Raw genomic sequence first — 17,757 nt, forward strand, 5'->3', positions numbered from 1 at the left:
GTCCCGACGCTAACCGGCGGGGACGGCAATCCCGGGCAGGCGGCCCCGTACGACACGGGGCCGCCCGCGGGGCAGGTCAGCCCAGGTTCGGGACGGTCCAGTCGATCGCCTCGTGGCCCTGCGCGGCGATCGCCTCGTTGATCTGCGTGAACGGGCGGGAGCCGAAGAACTTCTTCGCGGACAGCGGCGAGGGGTGCGCGCCCTTGACCACGACGTGCCGGGTCTCGTCGATCAGCGGGAGCTTCTTCTGCGCGTAGTTGCCCCACAGCACGAAGACCGCCGGGTCGGGCCGGGAGGCGACCGCCCGGATGACGGCGTCGGTGAACTTCTCCCAGCCCTTGCCCTTGTGCGAGTTGGCCTCGCCGGCCCGGACGGTGAGCACCGCGTTGAGCAGCAGCACACCCTGCTCGGCCCACGGCATCAGATAGCCGTTGTCCGGGACGGGCAGACCCAGCTCCTCCCGCATCTCCTTGTAGATGTTCCGGAGGGAGGGCGGGGTCTTCACCCCCGGGCGGACGGAGAAGCACAGTCCGTGGCCCTGGCCCTCGCCGTGGTAAGGGTCCTGGCCGAGGACGAGCACCTTGACCTTCTCGTACGGCGTCGCCTCCAGCGCGGCGAAGACCTCCTCGCGCGGCGGGTAGACCGGACCCTTCGCCCGCTCCTCCTCGACGAACTCCGTCAGCTCCTTGAAGTAGGGCTGCTGCAGCTCGTCGCCCAGAACCCCGCGCCAGGACTCGGGCAGCATGGCGATGTCGGTCACGTCAACGTCCTCACGATGTGCGGTCACTTGCCGGCTCAAGAACCTACAGGCGACCACTGACAACCGGTGCCGTGAGCCGGATTCACCAGCTGGTCTTGCGGTGCAGCTCCCACATCATCATGATCGTCGACGGGTCGAGGGCGCGCTCGCCGCCGGACATGTCGTCGGTGGCCGCCACGTACTGCCGCCCCTGCCACAGCGGGATCAGCCGGGCGTCGTCCACCATGATCTGCTGGGCCTGCTTGAGGTCCTTGACCACCTTGGCGCGGTCGCTCTGGGCGCGTGAGCGGGGCAGCAGCACCGAAGTGATCTGCTTCGAGTCGTAGGGCGTACCGAGGGCGTTCTTCTCGCCGACGAACGGCGCGATGAAGTTGTCCGCGTCGGGGAAGTCCGGGAACCAGCCGCGGCCGAACACCGGGTACTCGCCCTTCTGGTAGCCGACCACGTAGGTCTTCCAGGGACGGCTCTTGAGGGTGACCGAGAACAGGCCGGAGTCGTCCAGCTGCCGCTTGAGCTCCTGGAACATCAGGGCCGTCTCGGAGCCGTAGCGGTCGGTGGTGTACCAGAGGGTGAGCGGGACGCGCTGGGTGATGCCCGCGGTCTGGAGGATCTTGCGGGCCTTGGAGACGCTCGGGTCGCCGAAGTCGTCGAAGAAGGCCGTGGTGTGGCCGGTGAGGCCCTTGGGAACCATGGAGTACAGCGGGTCCACGGTGTCCTTGTAGACCTTGTGCGCGATGGCGCCCCGGTCGACGACCTGGGCGACGGCCTTGCGGACGGCGGACTGCTTGGCCCATGGGTCCTTGGGGTTGAACACCAGGTAGCTGATGTCCGTGCCGGCGCCGTCGACCAGCTGGAGGTCGGTGTTGCCGTGCCGCTGCATGGCGATGATGTCGTCGGCGGCCAGACCGCGGTAGGTGACGTCGATCTGCTTGTCGCGCAGGGCCTTGACCATGGTGGCCGAGTCCTGGAAGTAGCGGATGGTCACCGCGTCGTTCTGGCGGTCGGCGAAGCCGTCGTAGTGGTCGTTGCGGACCAGGACGGCCTCCTTGCCCTCCTCGTAGGACTGCAGCTCGTACGGCCCGGAGCCGTAGACCTTGTTGTCCTTGCGCAGGGAGTTCGCGGGGTAGTCGTCGGGGTCGACGATCGACATGGCCGGGGTGGCCAGCACGAACGGGAAGGTGGCGTCGGACTGGTTGAGGTGGAAGACCACCTCGCGGTCGCCGGCCGTGTCCACGCTCTCCAGGCTGCCGAGGAGTCCGGCGGGGCCGCCGGGGGCGTTGATGGTGCGGATGCGGTCGATGGAGTGCTTGACGGCCTTCGCGTCCAGCGTGTCTCCGTCGGCGAACTTCATGCCCTCGCGCAGCCTGCAGCGGTAGGTGCGGCTGCTGGAGTCGGTGAAGGAGCAGCTCTCGGCGGCGTCGGGCTGGGGAGTCGTGGCGCCGTTCGGATAGGCGAGAAGCGTCTGGAAGATGTTCCGGTACAGCTCCCAGGAGCCGTCCCAGGCAGCGGCCGGGTCGAGCGTGCTGGGCGCACTGGTGGTGCCCACGACGATGGGGCCCTTGCTGTCGGGATCGCCGTCGGACAGCAGGCTGCAGCCGGCCACCAGGGATATGGACGCGATCGCCGCGACTCTCCGCAGGAATCGGTTCCGGTTGAACACGCGCACGCTCCTCGATCTGCCATACCAAGGGTCGGCAGACCATACCGCAGCGTCCGGGGGTCTGAACCACCCCGGTGGCGGGCGTTCTTGATCGATTGTGCTATGACGACGTTGTCATTGCGCTGTGCGTACCGTTTGACGTGTTTCGGGCGCCGTTCCGCTGGGAAACGGCGCCCGAACGAGACAACCGGACGCAGGAGGTCAGGCGCCCACGCCGGCGTTGAGGAAGATGCCGCCGTCCACGACGAGCGTCTGGCCGGTGACCCAGTCGGACTGGGTCGAGGTCAGGAACGCGGCCGCCCCGCCGATGTCGGAGGGCACGCCGAGCCGGCCGAGCGGGTAGGCGGCGGCCGCCTCCGCCTCCCGGCCCTCGTACAGGGCCTGCGCGAACTTGGTCTTCACGACGGCCGGGGCGATCGCGTTGACCCGCACCCCGGGCGCGAACTCGTGCGCCAGCTGCTGGGTCAGGTTGATCATCGCGGCCTTGCTGACGCCGTAGGCACCGATGAACGGCGAGGGCGCGAGGCCCGCGATCGAGGCGATGTTGACGATCGCGCCGCCGTTGTCCTTCTGCCAGGCGTGCCAGGTCTTCTGGGCGAAGCCGAGCGCCGAGATCACGTTGGTCTCGAACACCTTGCGGGCCACGTCCAGGTCGAGGTCGGCGATGGGGCCGAAGACCGGGTTGGTGCCCGCGTTGTTGACCAGGAAGTCGACGCGGCCGAAGGCCTCCATGGTGCGCTCGACGGCCTCGGCCTGGTGGGCGAGGTCGTGGGCCTTGCCGGCGACGGCGATGACCCGCTCGGCGCCGAGCTGCTCGACGGCCTCCTTCAGGGCGTCCTCGTTGCGGCCGGTGATGCAGACGCGGTCACCGCGGGCGACCAGCGCCTCGGCGACGCCGTAGCCGATGCCGCGGCTCGCGCCGGTGACCAGCGCGACCTTGCCGGAAAGCTCCGGGAGTTCAGTCATGTCCGTGTACTCCTGTGTCCCAGTTCGCTAGTCGAGCGGTCCGCCGGCCACGTACAGGACCTGGCCGGAGACGAAGCCTGCGGCCTCGCCGGTGAAGAAGGCGATGGCGTTGGCGATGTCCTCGGGCTCGCCGACGCGCTGCACGGGGATCTGGGTGGCGGCGGCCTTCTTGAAGTCGTCGAAGCCCATGCCGACACGGTCGGCGGTGGCCTTGGTCATCTCGGTGGCGATGAAGCCGGGGGCGACGGCGTTGGCGGTGATGCCGAACTTGCCCAGCTCGATGGCGAGGGTCTTGGTGAAGCCCTGCAGACCCGCCTTGGCGGCCGAGTAGTTCGCCTGGCCCCGGTTGCCGAGCGCCGAGGAGGAGGACAGGTTGACGACCCGGCCGAAGCCCGCGTCGACCATGTGCTTCTGGACCGCCTTGGTCATCAGGAACGAACCGCGCAGGTGGACGTTCAGGACGGTGTCCCAGTCGGAGACGCTCATCTTGAACAGCAGGTTGTCGCGCAGCACGCCCGCGTTGTTGACCAGGATCGTCGGCGCGCCCAGCTCGGCCGCGACCCGGGCGACGGCGGCCTCGACCTGCGCCTCGTCGGAGACGTCCGCGCCGACCGCGACGGCCTTGCCGCCGGCCGCGGTGATCTTCTCGACCGTTTCCTTGCAGGCGGCCTCGTCCAGGTCGATCACGGCGACCGCGCGACCCTCGGCGGCCAGTCGTACCGCGGTTGCGGCGCCGATACCGCGCGCCGCGCCGGTGACGATCGCGACCCGCTGTTCAGTGGTGGACATTGCTGCTTCTCCTCGCCCTTGAGAGAACCTGTCTGGCCCTTGAGGGAGCCCGTGCGATGCGGTGAGCGACCGCTTAGTACCTTCAGCACACGTGACGCTAGAAGTCCTGGCACCCGGTGTCAACGGGACACCGGGTGGTGTGATCCATTACCTCACCAGGAGATCCAGCAGACGCTCGGTCTCGGCCGCCGGGTCGGTGGTCAGTCCGGTGTGCACGGGTCCGGGCTGGACGACCGTGGAGCGGGGCGCGATCAGCCAGCGATAGCGGCGGCCCGCGTCGTCGCCGGCCGCCTGTCCGGCCGCCTCGCCGCCCGCGCAGTGACGCTCGATCGCGGCGAGCGCGGCCCGCACCCCGGCCACGTCGGCGCCGGGGTCGAGGGCGAGCAGCCGGGCCTCGTCCAGATGGATGCGGGCGCCGACGTAGGCCTGGGCGCGGCAGTAGACGACCACGCCCGCGTTGATGCACTCCCCGCGCTCGACGCGGGGGACGACCCGCAGCACGGCGTACTCGAACACGTCCCGGTCGCCGCCCTGGCCCGCCCGGGTGATGTGGCGCTCGACCACATGGCCGGCCATGTGGATGCGGGTCTCGCTCACTTGCCCTCCTCGATACCGGTGATGCGCTCGGCGACGACGGCCGCCCGGGCGAGCAGGGGGCGCGCGTAGGCCCGCCGCAGGTCGTCCGGGGTGTCGAAGCCGGGCTCGCCGGCCAGCCAGGCGTCGGGGATCTCGGCGGTGACCTCGGCCAGGAGGTCCTCGGTGACCTTGGGGGCCAGCTCCGCCGCCGCGGCCGTCACGTCCGGGGCGAACCGGGCGAGGGCGTGGTCGGAGGCGTCGTAGGGGCGGGCCGCCGAGGCCTCGACGGAGGGCCAGTTGTGGTGCCAGATCATCGTGGCGCCGTGGTCGATGAGCCACAGCTCGCCGCGGTGCACGAGCAGGTTCGGGTTGCGCCAGGAGCGGTCCACGTTGTTGATCAGCGCGTCGAACCAGACGATCCGCCCGGCCTCCTCGGGGCTCACCGGGAAGGCGAGCGGGTCGTAGCCGAGGGCGCCGGAGAGGAAGTCCATGCCGAGGTTGGTGCCACCGCTGGACCGGAGCAGCTCCTGCACCTGCTGCTCGGGCTCGCCGAGCCCCAGGACGGAGTCCAGCTCGACGGTGACGAGGCGGGGCATCCGGAATCCGAGCCGGCGGGCGAGTTCGCCGCAGACGACCTCGGCGACCAGTGTCTTGCGGCCCTGTCCGGCGCCGGTGAACTTCATGACGTACGTCCCGAAGTCGTCGGCCTCGACGAGCCCCGGCAAGGAGCCGCCCTCACGCAGCGGCGTGATGTAGCGGGTCACGGTGACTTCCTTGAGCATCGCCCCAGGTTACTGTCGCGGGAGCGGCGCCCCACCCGACAGCTTGTCGACAGGCGTGGCTTACGGCCGTCTCACCCCCGGTGGGCAAGGATCTGGGTGCCCGTCTGAACAGGTGGTGCCCGAGGACCGTACCCCTGGACGGATCACGAGAAGCTCCGCGGAAGGGAACGTCCACATGACCAGCGCATCGCTCAAGCCCGAATCGGGACCGGCCCGTCGTAGCGTCATGGCGGCGGCGGGAGCGGCCGGGCTCGCCGCCGCGCTGACCGCCTGCGGTTCGGGCGACAACTCGTCCGACACCGTCAACACCGGGTCCGGTTCGGCCGGCACGACCGGGACCACCGGCTCCACGGGATCCACCGGGGCCTCGCAGGACACCGGTTCCTCGACCTCGGGCGGTTCGGCCGGCGGCACGGCCCTCGCCAAGACCACGGACATCCCGGAGGGCGGCGGCAAGATCTTCAAGGACCACGGCGTGGTGGTCACCCAGCCCGCGGCGGGCAGCTACAAGGCGTTCTCGTCGAAGTGCACCCACCAGGGCTGCGCGGTGAGCAGTGTGGCCAACGGCGTGATCGTCTGTCCGTGCCACAACAGCCACTTCTCCGCCGAGGACGGCAGCGTGAAGCAGGGGCCCGCGACCCAGCCGCTGCCCGCCGCGAAGATCACCGTCTCCGGCGACGAGATCAAGCTGGCCTGAGCCGCGTCACGGCCGCCGGCGCGGCCGTCCGAAGCAGCGGAGCACCTCGTCCGTGGACGTGACCGTGGCGACCAGGGCGAGGGTGTTGCGGATCATCGCGGGGGTGTAGTCGGCGGGCACACCCGCGATGGCGTCGGCCGGGACGACGGCGGTGTAGCCGCGGTTGACCGCGTCGAACACCGCGTTGGGCACGGCCACGTTGGCCGAGACGCCGCTGACGACCAGGGTGCGGCACCCGAGGTTGCGCAGCAGCGCGTCGACCTCGGTGCCCTGGACCGGGGACAGGCCGTGCAGCCGTCGCACGACGAAGTCCTCCCCGGTGACCTCGATCGGGGGCGCGACCCGCACCGCGGCGGTGCCGGTCAACTGCTGGACGGGGAGCCGTTCGGCGGCACGGAAGAGCCGGGCGTTGCGGTTCGCGCCACGGCCGTCCGGGCGGCGTTCGGCGAGGGCGTGGATCACCTGGACCCCGCTCTCGTGCGCGGCGGCGACCAGCCGGGCCACGTTGTGCAGGGCACCGGAGGCGCGGGCCTCGCGGGCGAGTTCGGGCAGCGCGCTGTCCGGGCCGACCACCCCCTGCTGGCACTCCACGGTCAGCAGGACCGTGCTCGCGGGATCGAGCAGTTCGCCGAGCTCTTCGTACGACGGCATGGCGCCTCCGTTCGCCGAGGTGCGGGGCGGTGAGAGTAACCACAACGGGGCAACAGCGGAAGTCGACCCATTCCCTTTTCTGACGTGATGTCAGAGGATCAACAGCACTCGGAAGTCCTCTGGCACGACGTGGGAGAAGAGGGGGCCGTATGACCGTCACTCAGCAGCGCCGGGGCCGGAAGATCATGATGACGCCCGGTGAGCTGGACGAGTTCCTGACCAGCCAGCGCACCTGCCGGGTCGCCACCGTCTCGGCGGACGGCGCGCCGCATGTCAGCGCGCTCTGGTTCGCCTGGGACGGCACCTCGCTGTGGCTGTACTCGGTGGTGCGCAGCCGGCGTTGGGCCCAGCTGTGCCGCGATCCGCGGGTGGCGGTCGTGGTCGACTCGGGCGAGGAGTACGACCAGTTGCGCGGCGTCGAGCTGTCCGGGCGGGTGGAGTTCGTCGGCGAGGTGCCGCGGACCGGCGAGCTGCGCGCCGAACTCGACACGGCGGAGACGCTGTTCGCCCGCAAGAACTTCGGCCTGGACGAGATGCCGCACGACGGCCGGCACGCCTGGGCGCGGCTGACCCCGGAGAAGATCGTGTCCTGGGACTTCCGGAAGCTGGGCGCCTAGGGTCGCCCCGGTACACCGGCCGGAAGCCGGCGCATGAAGCACCCTTCGCTGCGCGGCGCTCAGTCGAGTTGCCGTGCCGACACCCGCAGGGCCTCGACCGCCGCCCGGATCGACGGGCGGCGGTCGGCGTCCGCGCGCCAGACGACGTACACGTGCCTGCGCACGCGCTGCTGGAGCGGGACCATGACGATGCCCGGCGGCACCGGGTGACGGCCCAGCAGCGGTGCGATGCACACGCCCAGCCCGGCGGCGACCAGGCCGAGCTGGGTGTGGGTCTCGCCGGCCCGGTGGCCGACGATCGGCTCGATGCCCTTCGAACGCAGCGTGAACATCAGCCACTCGTGGCAGAACTCGCCCTCGCCCCAGGTGATCCACTCGTCCTCCGCGAACTCGGCGAGGTCCACCTCGTCCCGGCCCGCGAGCCGGTGCCCGACCGGCAGGGCGACGTCGGCCGCGTCGTCCAGCAGCGGAGCCTTGACGAGGCCGTCCGGCACGGGCATCGGCTTGTTGTACCAGTCGAGGACGACCGCGAGATCGAGGTCACCGCGCACGACCCCGGCGATGCCCTGCTCCGGCTCCAGTTCGCTGGAGCGCACCCGCAGCCCCGGGTGCTGGGCGCGCAGGGCGCCGAGCGCGGTCGGGAAGAGGCCGCGGGCGGCGGTCGGGAACGCCGAGAGGCGCAGTTCGCCGACGACCTGGCCGCGGTGCGCCTCCAGGTCGGACTGGGCCAGCTCGACCTGCGAGAGGATGCGGGCCGCGTGCTCGGACAGCAGCCGTCCCGCGTCCGTGAGCCGCACGCCCCGGCCGTTCTTGGCCAGCAGCTGCTGCCCGACCTCCCGCTCCAGCTTGCCCAGCTGCTGCGAGACCGCGGACGTGGTGACGTGCAGCGCCTCGGCGGCGGCACTGACCGAGCCGTGCCGGGCGAGGGCGTCCAGGGTCCGCAGGCGCTCCAGGTTCAACATGTAAGCAATCCTACGAGATACTGGGTGGAGAATCTCGATTGTGCTACGAGGTTGCCTCCAGCATCGTTGATGCCATGAGCACGGTCACCGCACCCCGAACCCAGTCCCCCGCCCCTGCCCGCCCCCGCCCCCGCCTCGACTGGCGGCTGCGCTTCGGCGCCCTCTCGCTGATCTGGGGCTTCAGCTTCCTGTTGATCAAGGTGGGCACGGAGGGCTACGCGCCGTTCCAGGTCACCCTGGGCCGGCTGGTCTTCGGTACGGCGGTACTGGCGGCGACGATGGCCGTGAAGCGGGAGCGGCTGCCGCGGGGGGCGCGGGTCTGGGGGCACATGGCGGTCGCCGCGTTCTTCCTGAACGCGCTGCCGTTCTCCCTCTTCGCCTACTCGGAGCTGACCATCCCCTCCACCCTGGCGGGAATCTGCAACGCCACCTCGCCGCTGTGGGGCATGGCGCTGTCCCTCGTCGCGCTGTCGGAGGACCGCCCCACGCGGGTTCGCTTCGCCGGCCTCGGCCTGGGCTTCCTGGGGGTGCTGACGGTGCTCGGTGCGTGGCAGGGGTTCCACGGGCTCGACGCCACGGGTACCGCCATGGCCCTGTCGGCCTCGCTCAGCTATCCCATCGGGTGGATCTATGTGCGGCGGACGCTGGCGGGGACGGGGAACTCGCATCTGGCGATGACGGGGGCGCAGCTTCTGCTGGCGACCGTTCAGCTGGCCGTTGTGACGCCTCTGTTCACCAGCCTTCCGACGCACTTCTCGTTCGTTCCGCTGCTGGCGATCGCCGCGCTGGGGGCCTTGGGCACGGGGCTGGCGGTTCTCATCCAGTACGGGCTGGTCGCGGAGGTCGGGCCCACCACGGCTCAGATGGTCACGTACTTCATCCCGGTCATCGCCACGGCCGCGGGGGTGGCGATCCTCGGGGAGTCGCTCCGCTGGACCACGCCGGTGGGGGCGGTGATCGTGCTTGCGGGGGCCGCGCTCACCCAGGTGAAGCGGAAGGCCTGACCGGGCGAGGTGCTTGCGCGGTGCGGGTGCGCCGCGGCTCGTCGCGCCCACGCCGCGCGGCCGCATACCGGTGCGGCCCCGCGGTCCTGGGGTGTCCGGGCTTCGCTACACATAGGTCCTGGCCGGTGCCGGGCCCACCGCCGCCGCCACCGCATCCGCCAGGCCACCGGTCTCCTCCGCCGTCAGCGTCGAGACCGTGATACGGATCCCCGGCGGCGCGTTCAGGCGGAAGCGCGCGCCCGGGGAGACCGCCCAGCCCGCGTGGAGCAGGCGGGCCACGACGCCCGTCTCGTCGGGGACCGGGACCCAGACGTTCATGCCGCTGCGGCCGTGCGCCGGCACGCCGCGTTCGGTCAGGGCCTTGACCAGGGCGTCCCGGCGGCCGCCGTACGAGGCCGCCACCTCGCGCATGTCCACCGCGCCGTCGTTCCACAGCCGCACGACGGCCCGCTGGACGAGCAGGCTCACCCATCCGGCGCCCAGCCGCTGCCGCCCCTGCACCCGGTCGACGGTGACCGCGTCCCCGGTGAACACGGCCAGGCGCAGATCCGGACCCCAGGCCTTGGCGACGGAGCGGACGAGGACCCAGTGGCGGGTGACCCCGGCGAGCGGGTACAGGGGCACGTCGACGATGCCGTGGCCGTGGTCGTCCTCGATCAGCAGGGTCTCGGGGTGCTCCCGGAGCACCGAACGAAGCGCACGCGCGCGCGTGGCGGTCAGGGCGGCGCCGGTCGGGTTCTGCGCCCGGTCCGTGACGATCAGGGCGCGCGCCCCGGACTCCAGCGCCCGTCTGACGTCCTCGGGGCGCGGCCCCTCGTCGTCGACGCCGACGGACACCGTGCGCAGTCCGAGCGCCGGGACCAGATCCAGCACCCTGCCCCAGCCGGGGTCCTCCACAGCCACCCGGTCGCCCGGCTTGAGGTGCGCGGCGAGGACCCGCTCGACGGCGTCCAGGGATCCGGAGGCCACACCGACGGGACCGTCGGGCACTCCGTCGGCGTCCAGGGCGGCACGGGCGAGACGCGCCAGCTCCGGTTCCACCGGATCGTGCCCGTACAGCACGGGTTCCCGGTCGCCCTGCGCTGCGGCCGCCGCGAACGCCCGGGCGAGGTGGGGCAGCAGCGCGGGATCCGGGTTGCCGTCGGCCACGTCCCGCACGCCCTCGGGTACGGCCACCCGGATCTTCTCGCGGCCCGTCGTCGCCGGCTTCGGCCGGACCCTGCTGCCCCGGCGGCCCGCGGTCTCGATCACCCCGCGCTCGCGCAGGGTGCGGTAGGCGGCCGCGACCGTGTTCGGGTTCACCCCGAGCCTGGTCGCCAAGTCCCGCATGGGAGGCAGTGGTTGGCCCGGTTCCAGCTCACCGGTGCCGACCGCGCGCTCGACACTGGCCGCAATCTCTGCTGCGCCGTGCCCCTGAATCGGATACTCTCCTAGCACAAAACCAATTATGCACTAGTGCAATGGAGAACGCCATGCAGGGGACCCAGGAGACTCCGCCGAAGCCCGTCACGTACACCCCGACCGGCCGCACCGTGCCGACGCGGTCCGCGCAGAAGGCGTCGTACGACAAGGACGTGGTGCACGCGATACTCGACGAGGGCTACGTCTGCCACCTCGGCTTCGTCCGCGACGGCGCCCCGGTGGTGCTGCCGACGCTGTACGGCCGGGTCGGCGAGCGGCTCTACGTGCACGGGTCCACCGGTTCGCGCCCGCTGCGGATGACGGGCGAGGCGGACCCGGGTCTCGCGGTGTGTCTGACGGTCACCCATGTCGACGCACTGGTGCTGGCCCGCTCCGCCTTCCACCACTCGATCAACTACCGCTCCGTGGTGGTGCACGGCATCGCGCACGAGGTCACCGACCCCGAGGAGCGGCGGCTGGCCCTGGACGCGCTGGTGGACCAGGTCGTGCCGGGCCGGGCCGCCGACTCCCGGCCCGCGAACAAGAAGGAGCTGGCCGCCACCGCGGTCATCCGCCTCGACCTGGACGAGGTCTCCGCCAAGATCCGCACCGGCGGCGCGAACGACGAGCCCGAGGACCTGGGCCTGCCGCACTGGGCCGGGGTCGTCCCGCTCCGCAAGGGCTACGGCACGCCCCTCGACAACGCCGACCTGGCGCCCGGCATCGATGTCCCGGAGTACGTGGCCGGGCTCTGAGCGGGGGTTGCAGGGGACCGGCGCACGGCGGTCGCGCGCCGCGGCGAACACCGGGCCGGCGACCGCGCCGGGCACCGGGAGGGTGCAGGTCACCGCGGTGGGGCACGCGGACCTCGGCTCCGTGCAGCGCCGTTCCACCCGGCACCCCATGCCGGGTGCCTTCTTCCCGCAGGCCCGCCTCAGGCGGCCGGGGACGGAAAGGCGAGTGCGTTCACGACCGGCACGCTAGACAGCCGTACCCGGGGCGGACGGTTCCCGCTCCACGCCGCCCTGGGCCACCGGCCCGCCGGAGGCCTTGGCCGGCGTGGAGGACTGGGCGATGAACGCACCGAGGAGGACGACGGCACCGCCGACGATCTGCGGCGCCGACAGGTGCTCGCCGAGCAGCACCCAGGCCAGGACGGTCGCGACGACCGCCTCCAGGCAGGCGACGACACCCGCGACCTGCGGGGACAGCCTCCGCACTGACAGCACACCGGTGATGTAGGCGACGACCGTGGCGACCAGGACGATCCAGCCGAGCAGGACGAAGGCCGGGACGGCGGTGCCGTCCATGTCCGCGGAGCCGGCCAGCACCGACCAGTCCATGCCCCAGGGACGGGCCAGGACGGTCAGCACGGCGGCGCCCACGAGCAGGCCGTACGCGATGACGCCGAGCGGGTTCGGCGCCTGGTCGCCCGCCTCGGCGCCCTGGTCGGACAGGACGAAGTAGCCGACCTGGCAGCAGGCGGCGCCGAGCGCGAGCAGCAGACCGAGCGCGTCGAGGCTCAGCCCCGCCCACACCTCCACCACACAGGCGAGACCGCCCGCCGCGAGGACCACGCCGAGCGCGGCGGCGCGCGACACCGGCCGCCGCTGCACGAACCGCACCCAGCCGAGCACGAGCGCCGGTGCCAGGTACTCGATGAGCAGGGCCACCCCGACGGGTATGCGGGAGAGCGCGGCGAAGTAGCAGGCCTGGGCGCCGGCCACGGCGAGCAGGCCGAAACCGGCGAGCAGCGCGGGGCGGTGGCGCACCAGGGCACGGTGCCGCACGGCGAACGGCAGCATCACCAGGGCCGCACCCGCGACCCGCAGCCACACCACGTGGAGCGGGTCGAGTCCCGCCTCGATCAGCGGCTTGGCGGCCGGCCCGGCTCCGCCGAAGGTCAGCGCCGATGCGAGCGCGAGGCCGAGCCCGACGCCCTTGCCGCCGCTGCCCCGGCTGCTCTCAGACGTATGCACCGGCACATGATGACAGGCGCTGACATGAGCGTCATCCCCGTTGACACCTGTCTCAGGGGATGGACTTTCCCGGGGGTCGGCCGGGCGCCGGTGCGACGGCTCAGCAGGCCGCCTCGCCCTCGCCGGCGCACTCCCCCGTGCGGGCCTCGATCCGGGCCCGCAGGTCACGTGCGGGGACACCGGCGCGCTCCAGGACCACGACGGCCCGGGACTCCGGGTCCACCACCAGCGCGGCCAGCAGGTCGGTGCCGCCCGCGCGGGTCTCGCCGCGCTGCCGGGCGCGCCGGCGGGCGTCCACCATGGCGGCGGCCGCGACGGGCGACCAGCCGCCCGAATCCTTGGCTTCGCCGCCGTACAGGGCGGGGTCCGGTACGACCGCGATCGCGCCGGAGTCCTCCACACCGCTCTGCCAGCGCAGCCCGTAGCCGATGCTGCGCTGCACGAGGTAACCGAGCAGCCGGGCGAGTTGCGGGGCGTCGCCGACGGCGACGCGGGCCTCGGGGTCGGACTCCAGGAGGGAGTGGAGCAGATGGGCGGTGTCGATCTGCCGGTCCCCGTCCCGCAGGGCCCTGCGACGGGCGCCGGCGACCACCGCCGCCAGCTCGGCGCTGAGCCCGGCGCCGTCGTCCACGGGCAGGCCGCCCTGGCCATGGGCGGATTGACGGGCTATACGGTGTTGCACACCTCTACCCCATCAGCATCAGCGGGCCGGGGCATCCGCGAGGGGAACCATTTCCGCGTCCCGCAGGGAGTGGACGTCACCGGCCGGAATCTCATCCTTACGGAGGAGATCAGGCCGCTCCTGGCCGACGCGGTGGTGATGCCGCGCGTGCGGTGCTACAGCGCTACGGTGATGCGCGTCCCCGGGGAACACAATTTCTGACGGTTCATCAGTATTGAATGTTCGAGGGCCTGAGGCTACGTTCCGCGACACCGAAGCCCGAGACGAAGGGGTGGTCGCATGGCCGAAGTCAGCGCCGAGGCACGCATCCAGGCACCGGCCGAGAAGGTGTGGACCCAGCTCACCGACTGGCCGGCGTACGGCGAGTGGAACGCGACGCACACCAGCTTCCCCAAGGGCGGGCCCGAGACACTGGCGGTGGGCGGGACGTTCCAGGAGAACATGAAGCTGATGGGCTTTCCGGCGGAGGTCGACTGGACCATCGAGGAGCTCGAGCCGGCGCGGGTGTTCGCCATCCGCGGCAAGGGCCCGATGGCCGTCACCGTGGCCACCCGCTACACGCTCACCCCCGACGGCGACGCCACGACGGTCCGCATCGACGGCGAGTTCACCGGCGCCGCGGTGTCGCTGATGGCGGGCAAGCTCAAGGACTCGGCGACGGCCGCCCTGAACGAGTCGCTGCGCAAGCTCGGCGGACTGGTGACCTGAACCCGGTCCCGGTCCCGGTCCCGGACACGGACACGGGACGGCGCCCCGCGGAGTCTCCACGGGGCGCCGTCCGCCGGCACTCCTCAGTCCTCAGTCCTCGTCGGCGAGGATGAGGTACAGCTTCTTGCGGGCGTCGTTGACGACGGCCAGCGCCTTCTCGCGCTGCTCCTTGGTGCCGGTGTTCCAGACCTGCCCGAAGGCCTGCATCAGACCGATGCCGGCCTGCCGGATCTCGCCGAGTGCCTCGAAGTCGACCCCGCGCGAGGCCTCCTCCCAGGGAGCCTCCGGACCTTCGTCGGCTGCGGCGCGGCCGCTCTCGGTCAGGGCGAAGAGCTTCTTGCCGCCCTCGCTCTCGCTGGCGATCAGACCCTCGTCCTCCAGCAGCTGGAGGGTGGGGTAGACCGAGCCGGGGCTGGGCTTCCACGCACCGCCGCTGCGCTCGGCGATCTCCTGGATCATCTCGTAGCCGTGCATGGGCCGGTCCTTGAGCAGGGCCAGGATCGAGGCGCGCACGTCACCGCGCCGCGCCCTCCCCCTCGGACCGCCCCGCCCTCGAGGCCCCCAGGGCCCCGGCCCGAAGCCGGGCCCGAACCCGGGACCGCCCGGACCGAAGGGACCGAAGGCACCCCGGCGCCCTTCGGATCCACCGCGCCCGCCCCAGCCGCGCCGGCCCGGGCCGTCCTGACGATGTCCACGCTCGAATCCGTGGGTACGCATCGCGATCACTCCATTCCATCGTTGATCAGTCACGTATCGATCGCGTTCCTTACGCGATGCCTCAACGATATATCGGTACCGATAGCGTGGCAAGCCCCTTCCCGGGGATGGCTCCCGGATCGTCCCGGTGGGCTCAGGCGTCGGCGCCGGCCGCCCGCAGGGGGCAGTCCGTGCCGACGCGGGAGGTGAGATCGGCTCGCAGGGCCGCGAGTTCGGACATGCGGGTGTCGATGATGCGGATCTTGTCGGCGAGGAGCGCGGACAACGCCTCGGCGCTGTCCGGGGCGTCGCGCAGGTCCGCGCCGTGCCGGGCGATCTCCGCGAGCGTGAAGCCGAGGGTCTGTGCGGTGCGGACGTAGTGCAGCCAGCTCACCGTCTCGGGCGGGAAGTCGCGGTAGCCGTTGGACAGGCGGCGGCCCTCGATCAGCCCGATCCGCTCGTAGAACCGAACGGTGTCCTTGGACAGGCCCGCCTGTGCGGCCAGTTCTCCGATGCGCATGGCTCCCCCGCCGCTCCCCGGACTTGACCTTGGAGCGTACTCCGCTGTTTAGCGTGAGCCGCGGCAGAGACGGACCCGCCCGAGGAGTTCTCCGTGATCCCGTTCCCCGTACCCCACCGCCCCGCCTACCTCCGCCTCGTGCGGGCCAGCGGCTGGTACGACCTGCTCGTCACCGCCGGCTTCGCCACGCCGTGGACGTACGCGCTGGTGCACGACCTGCTGGCGAAAGCGGGGGACGCCGCCGGACTGGGTGCCTTCCCGGCACTCGACCCGATGCAGATCCTGTACGCCAACCTGATGGGCTCGGTCGTGGTGATCTGGTCCGTCCTGCGGATCGTACGGCCGCTGCCGCTGCACGGGCTGCTGGACGGTGTCGCGCGCACGCTGTTCGCCCTGTGGCAGGCGTACGCACTGGCGCACGGCGGTCCGCCGGTGCTGTGGCCGTTCCTGGTCGTGGAGGTGGCGTTCGGCGTCGCCCAGCTCGCCCCGTGGGCCACGGCCGGCCGTGCCACCGGCGCGAAGTCGGTCCAGGGTTCGTGAATTGGCCTTGGTCCCGCGGCTTCCCGCGCCCCTAGCGTCGGGGCCATGCGCATCCGAATCGTCGACGCCTTCACCGACCGCCCCTTCGCCGGCAACCCTGCCGGAGTCCTGATCCTGGACGACGTCTTCCCGGACGACGACTGGCTCCGGAAGGTCGCCCTGGAGGTCAACCACGCCGAGACGGCGTTCGCGCACCGGCTGCCCGAGGGCGGCCACGCGGACTGGGCGCTGCGCTGGTTCACGCCCCTCACCGAGGTCGCGATGTGCGGGCACGCCACCCTCGCCACCGCCCATGTCCTGTACACCACCCGCGCCCACGAGGGACCGGTGCGGTTCGCCACCCGCAGCGGGGTGCTCATCGCCACGCCCAGTGCGGACGGCTCGATCACCCTGGACTTCCCGACCGCCCCGCTCACCCCGGTCGAGGTCCCGGCCGCGCTCGCCGGGGCGCTCGGCGCCGAGCCGGCCGGTGCCCACGACACCGGCCCCGACGTCGGCGACCTGCTGGTGGAGCTGGCCGACGAACGTACGGTCCGCGGACTCGCACCGGACTTCAAGGCCCTCGCGGCCCACTCCTCGCGCGGCATCATCGCCACCGCGCTCGCCGACGACCCGTCCCTCGGCTACGACTACGTGTCCCGCTGCTTCTTCCCGAACCTCGGCATCGACGAGGACCCGGTCACCGGCAGCGCGCACACCTCGCTCGCCCCGCACTGGTCCGCCCGCCTCGGCCGGGACGACCTCACCGGTCTGCAGGCCTCCCGCCGCACCGGCCTGGTCCGCACCGGGCTGCGCGGCGACCGCACCCTGCTCACCGGCAGCGCGGTCACGGTGATCGAAGGAGAACTGCTCGGCTCCTAGGCCTAGTCCGGCAATTCTCTTCGTCCGCCTGCGGGGACGGGCGGGAACCCGGACGGTCCCTAGGCCGTGGGCAGCCAGCCCACCCTGCCCGCGAGCAGGGCGTAGCCGACGAAGGCGCCGATGTCGAGCAGTGAGTGCGCGACGACCAGCGGGCCGACCCGGCCCCAGCGGCGGTAGAGCCAGACGAAGACCACGCCCATGACCATGTTGCCGATGAAGCCGCCGATGCCCTGGTAGAGGTGGTACGAGCCGCGCAGGACCGCGCTGGCCACCAGTGCGGTGCCCGGGGTCCAGCCCAACTGCCCCAGTCTGCGCAGCAGATAGCCGACGACGATGACCTCTTCGAGGATCGCGTTCTGCAGTGCGGACAGGATCAGCACCGGGTACTTCCACCACACGTCGGGCAGCGCCTCGGGCACCACCGTGAGGTTGAAGCCGAGACCGCGGGCGGCCAGGTAGAAGGCGATGCCGGTGCTTCCGATCACGGCCGCGACACCCGCACCCCGGCCGAGGTCGGGCCAGGGGCGGGTGCGGTCGAAGCCCAGCGTGCGCATGCTCTCGCCCTCGCGCAGCAGCAGATGGGCGACCAGGGCCACGGGAACCAGCGCGCTGGCGATGCCGAAGAGCTGCCAGGCGAGGTCGAGCCAGGGGCGGCCGGGTGCGGCCGAGGCGTTGAGGGTGGCCGCCTGCTCCTTGAGCCCGCCCGGTTTGGTGACCGACCCGACGAAGCTGATCAGCGCGGACACCCCGCTCGCGCCCAGCGAGAGCGCCAGGACGAGCAGTGTCTCGTCGCGGAGGATCCGCCGCGAGAACCGCTCCCGCGGGTACGCCTCGGCCACCGGGTCAGCCTCCACGTGCACTCCTGCCTTCGGTCCGGTCGTGCGAGGTCACAGCATGCCGGATCGG

General features: G+C 71.8%; 21 protein-coding genes. 7 read left to right on the top strand and 14 right to left on the bottom strand.

Going from position 1 to position 17,757, the window contains the following annotated elements; translation table 11 throughout:
• Window positions 1–76: 76 nt before the first annotated feature.
• The 6 genes from ung to FB157_RS42275 form a co-directional block, all read right to left on the bottom strand.
• Window positions 77–760, bottom strand: coding sequence for a uracil-DNA glycosylase (ung, locus tag FB157_RS42250; RefSeq protein ID WP_145886416.1), 684 nt, complete (start codon window positions 758–760; stop codon window positions 77–79).
• Between the two features lie 82 nt (window positions 761–842).
• Window positions 843–2,420 carry an ABC transporter substrate-binding protein gene (locus tag FB157_RS42255; RefSeq protein ID WP_145886417.1) on the bottom strand — a complete coding sequence of 526 codons (1,578 nt, stop codon included), beginning with the start codon at window positions 2,418–2,420 and terminating at the stop codon, window positions 843–845.
• Window positions 2,421–2,621: 201 nt separating this feature from the next.
• Window positions 2,622–3,386 carry an SDR family oxidoreductase gene (locus FB157_RS42260; RefSeq protein WP_145886420.1) on the bottom strand — a complete coding sequence of 255 codons (765 nt, stop codon included), beginning with the start codon at window positions 3,384–3,386 and terminating at the stop codon, window positions 2,622–2,624.
• Window positions 3,387–3,413: 27 nt separating this feature from the next.
• Window positions 3,414–4,175 carry a 3-oxoacyl-ACP reductase FabG gene (gene fabG / locus FB157_RS42265; protein ID WP_145886422.1) on the bottom strand — a complete coding sequence of 254 codons (762 nt, stop codon included), beginning with the start codon at window positions 4,173–4,175 and terminating at the stop codon, window positions 3,414–3,416.
• A 147-nt stretch (window positions 4,176–4,322) separates the two neighbouring features.
• A complete protein-coding gene (locus FB157_RS42270; RefSeq protein ID WP_145886424.1) occupies window positions 4,323–4,772 on the bottom strand; it encodes a DUF3037 domain-containing protein in 450 nt (149 codons plus the stop codon).
• Complete coding sequence (locus tag FB157_RS42275; RefSeq protein WP_145886426.1) at window positions 4,769–5,533, bottom strand: HipA family kinase; 765 nt, start codon at window positions 5,531–5,533, stop codon at window positions 4,769–4,771. The genes FB157_RS42270 and FB157_RS42275 overlap by 4 nt, the downstream gene beginning before the upstream one ends.
• Window positions 5,534–5,708: 175 nt before the next feature.
• Between FB157_RS42275 and FB157_RS42280 the strand changes: the two genes are divergently transcribed.
• Window positions 5,709–6,230: a Rieske (2Fe-2S) protein gene (locus FB157_RS42280; protein WP_145886428.1), complete on the top strand. Its 522-nt coding sequence runs from the start codon at window positions 5,709–5,711 to the stop codon at window positions 6,228–6,230.
• Window positions 6,231–6,236: 6 nt separating this feature from the next.
• Here the strand turns inward: FB157_RS42280 and FB157_RS42285 are convergent, their stop codons facing one another.
• A complete protein-coding gene (locus FB157_RS42285) occupies window positions 6,237–6,881 on the bottom strand; it encodes a cysteine hydrolase (RefSeq protein WP_145886430.1) in 645 nt (214 codons plus the stop codon).
• 149 nt (window positions 6,882–7,030) lie between these two features.
• On the opposite strand from FB157_RS42285, the gene FB157_RS42290 reads away from it, so the two are divergent.
• A complete protein-coding gene (locus tag FB157_RS42290) occupies window positions 7,031–7,498 on the top strand; it encodes a pyridoxamine 5'-phosphate oxidase family protein (protein WP_145886432.1) in 468 nt (155 codons plus the stop codon).
• 59 nt (window positions 7,499–7,557) lie between these two features.
• On the opposite strand, the gene FB157_RS42295 is transcribed toward FB157_RS42290, so the two are convergent.
• Window positions 7,558–8,460 carry a LysR family transcriptional regulator gene (locus FB157_RS42295; RefSeq protein WP_145886434.1) on the bottom strand — a complete coding sequence of 301 codons (903 nt, stop codon included), beginning with the start codon at window positions 8,458–8,460 and terminating at the stop codon, window positions 7,558–7,560.
• A gap of 74 nt (window positions 8,461–8,534) precedes the next feature.
• Between FB157_RS42295 and FB157_RS42300 the strand changes: the two genes are divergently transcribed.
• Window positions 8,535–9,464 (top strand): DMT family transporter, encoded by a 930-nt coding sequence (locus tag FB157_RS42300; RefSeq protein WP_186581929.1) that lies wholly within the window; start codon window positions 8,535–8,537, stop codon window positions 9,462–9,464.
• A 105-nt stretch (window positions 9,465–9,569) separates the two neighbouring features.
• On the opposite strand, the gene FB157_RS42305 is transcribed toward FB157_RS42300, so the two are convergent.
• Entirely contained in the window at window positions 9,570–10,901 is a 1,332-nt protein-coding gene (locus FB157_RS42305) for an aminotransferase class I/II-fold pyridoxal phosphate-dependent enzyme (protein WP_145886438.1), read from the bottom strand.
• Window positions 10,902–10,936: 35 nt separating this feature from the next.
• On the opposite strand from FB157_RS42305, the gene FB157_RS42310 reads away from it, so the two are divergent.
• The gene (locus FB157_RS42310) at window positions 10,937–11,620 is read left to right on the top strand and encodes a pyridoxamine 5'-phosphate oxidase family protein (protein WP_145886439.1); all 684 of its coding nucleotides are present in this window, start codon (window positions 10,937–10,939) and stop codon (window positions 11,618–11,620) included.
• Window positions 11,621–11,845: 225 nt separating this feature from the next.
• Here FB157_RS42310 and FB157_RS42315 read toward each other — a convergent pair whose 3' ends face one another.
• On the bottom strand, window positions 11,846–12,850 hold the full coding sequence (locus tag FB157_RS42315) for a DMT family transporter (protein WP_145886441.1): 1,005 nt from the start codon (window positions 12,848–12,850) through the stop codon (window positions 11,846–11,848).
• A gap of 94 nt (window positions 12,851–12,944) precedes the next feature.
• Complete coding sequence (locus FB157_RS42320; RefSeq protein WP_261386897.1) at window positions 12,945–13,526, bottom strand: Clp protease N-terminal domain-containing protein; 582 nt, start codon at window positions 13,524–13,526, stop codon at window positions 12,945–12,947.
• 279 nt (window positions 13,527–13,805) lie between these two features.
• Here FB157_RS42320 and FB157_RS42325 point away from each other — a divergent pair, with 279 nt between their 5' ends.
• Complete coding sequence (locus FB157_RS42325) at window positions 13,806–14,234, top strand: SRPBCC family protein (RefSeq protein ID WP_145886443.1); 429 nt, start codon at window positions 13,806–13,808, stop codon at window positions 14,232–14,234.
• 90 nt (window positions 14,235–14,324) lie between these two features.
• Here the strand turns inward: FB157_RS42325 and FB157_RS42330 are convergent, their stop codons facing one another.
• The gene (locus FB157_RS42330) at window positions 14,325–14,951 is read right to left on the bottom strand and encodes a PadR family transcriptional regulator (RefSeq protein ID WP_145886445.1); all 627 of its coding nucleotides are present in this window, start codon (window positions 14,949–14,951) and stop codon (window positions 14,325–14,327) included.
• Window positions 14,952–15,084: 133 nt separating this feature from the next.
• On the bottom strand, window positions 15,085–15,450 hold the full coding sequence (locus FB157_RS42335) for a MerR family transcriptional regulator (protein ID WP_145886447.1): 366 nt from the start codon (window positions 15,448–15,450) through the stop codon (window positions 15,085–15,087).
• A gap of 93 nt (window positions 15,451–15,543) precedes the next feature.
• Between FB157_RS42335 and FB157_RS42340 the strand changes: the two genes are divergently transcribed.
• Entirely contained in the window at window positions 15,544–15,990 is a 447-nt protein-coding gene (locus tag FB157_RS42340; RefSeq protein WP_145886448.1) for a hypothetical protein, read from the top strand.
• A gap of 45 nt (window positions 15,991–16,035) precedes the next feature.
• The gene (locus FB157_RS42345) at window positions 16,036–16,851 is read left to right on the top strand and encodes a PhzF family phenazine biosynthesis protein (protein ID WP_145886450.1); all 816 of its coding nucleotides are present in this window, start codon (window positions 16,036–16,038) and stop codon (window positions 16,849–16,851) included.
• Between the two features lie 59 nt (window positions 16,852–16,910).
• Here the strand turns inward: FB157_RS42345 and FB157_RS42350 are convergent, their stop codons facing one another.
• The gene (locus FB157_RS42350; RefSeq protein WP_145886452.1) at window positions 16,911–17,711 is read right to left on the bottom strand and encodes a CPBP family intramembrane glutamic endopeptidase; all 801 of its coding nucleotides are present in this window, start codon (window positions 17,709–17,711) and stop codon (window positions 16,911–16,913) included.
• Window positions 17,712–17,757 lie beyond the last annotated feature (46 nt).

This window comes from Streptomyces sp. BK340 (assembly GCF_007827595.1).
Lineage (GTDB): Bacteria > Actinomycetota > Actinomycetes > Streptomycetales > Streptomycetaceae > Streptomyces.

Excerpts from the sequence above, each read along its gene's own strand:
- FB157_RS42260 (WP_145886420.1), bottom strand. The coding sequence starts at position 3,386 with ATGACTGAACTCCCGGAGCTTTCCGGCAAGGTCGCGCTGGTCACCGGC.
- fabG (WP_145886422.1), bottom strand. The coding sequence starts at position 4,175 with ATGTCCACCACTGAACAGCGGGTCGCGATCGTCACCGGCGCGGCGCGC.
- FB157_RS42275 (WP_145886426.1), bottom strand. The coding sequence starts at position 5,533 with ATGCTCAAGGAAGTCACCGTGACCCGCTACATCACGCCGCTGCGTGAG.
- FB157_RS42280 (WP_145886428.1), top strand. The coding sequence starts at position 5,709 with ATGACCAGCGCATCGCTCAAGCCCGAATCGGGACCGGCCCGTCGTAGC.
- FB157_RS42285 (WP_145886430.1), bottom strand. The coding sequence starts at position 6,881 with ATGCCGTCGTACGAAGAGCTCGGCGAACTGCTCGATCCCGCGAGCACG.
- FB157_RS42290 (WP_145886432.1), top strand. The coding sequence starts at position 7,031 with ATGACCGTCACTCAGCAGCGCCGGGGCCGGAAGATCATGATGACGCCC.
- FB157_RS42295 (WP_145886434.1), bottom strand. The coding sequence starts at position 8,460 with ATGTTGAACCTGGAGCGCCTGCGGACCCTGGACGCCCTCGCCCGGCAC.
- FB157_RS42300 (WP_186581929.1), top strand. The coding sequence starts at position 8,535 with ATGAGCACGGTCACCGCACCCCGAACCCAGTCCCCCGCCCCTGCCCGC.
- FB157_RS42310 (WP_145886439.1), top strand. The coding sequence starts at position 10,937 with ATGCAGGGGACCCAGGAGACTCCGCCGAAGCCCGTCACGTACACCCCG.
- FB157_RS42325 (WP_145886443.1), top strand. The coding sequence starts at position 13,806 with ATGGCCGAAGTCAGCGCCGAGGCACGCATCCAGGCACCGGCCGAGAAG.
- FB157_RS42330 (WP_145886445.1), bottom strand. The coding sequence starts at position 14,951 with ATGCGTACCCACGGATTCGAGCGTGGACATCGTCAGGACGGCCCGGGC.
- FB157_RS42335 (WP_145886447.1), bottom strand. The coding sequence starts at position 15,450 with ATGCGCATCGGAGAACTGGCCGCACAGGCGGGCCTGTCCAAGGACACC.
- FB157_RS42345 (WP_145886450.1), top strand. The coding sequence starts at position 16,036 with ATGCGCATCCGAATCGTCGACGCCTTCACCGACCGCCCCTTCGCCGGC.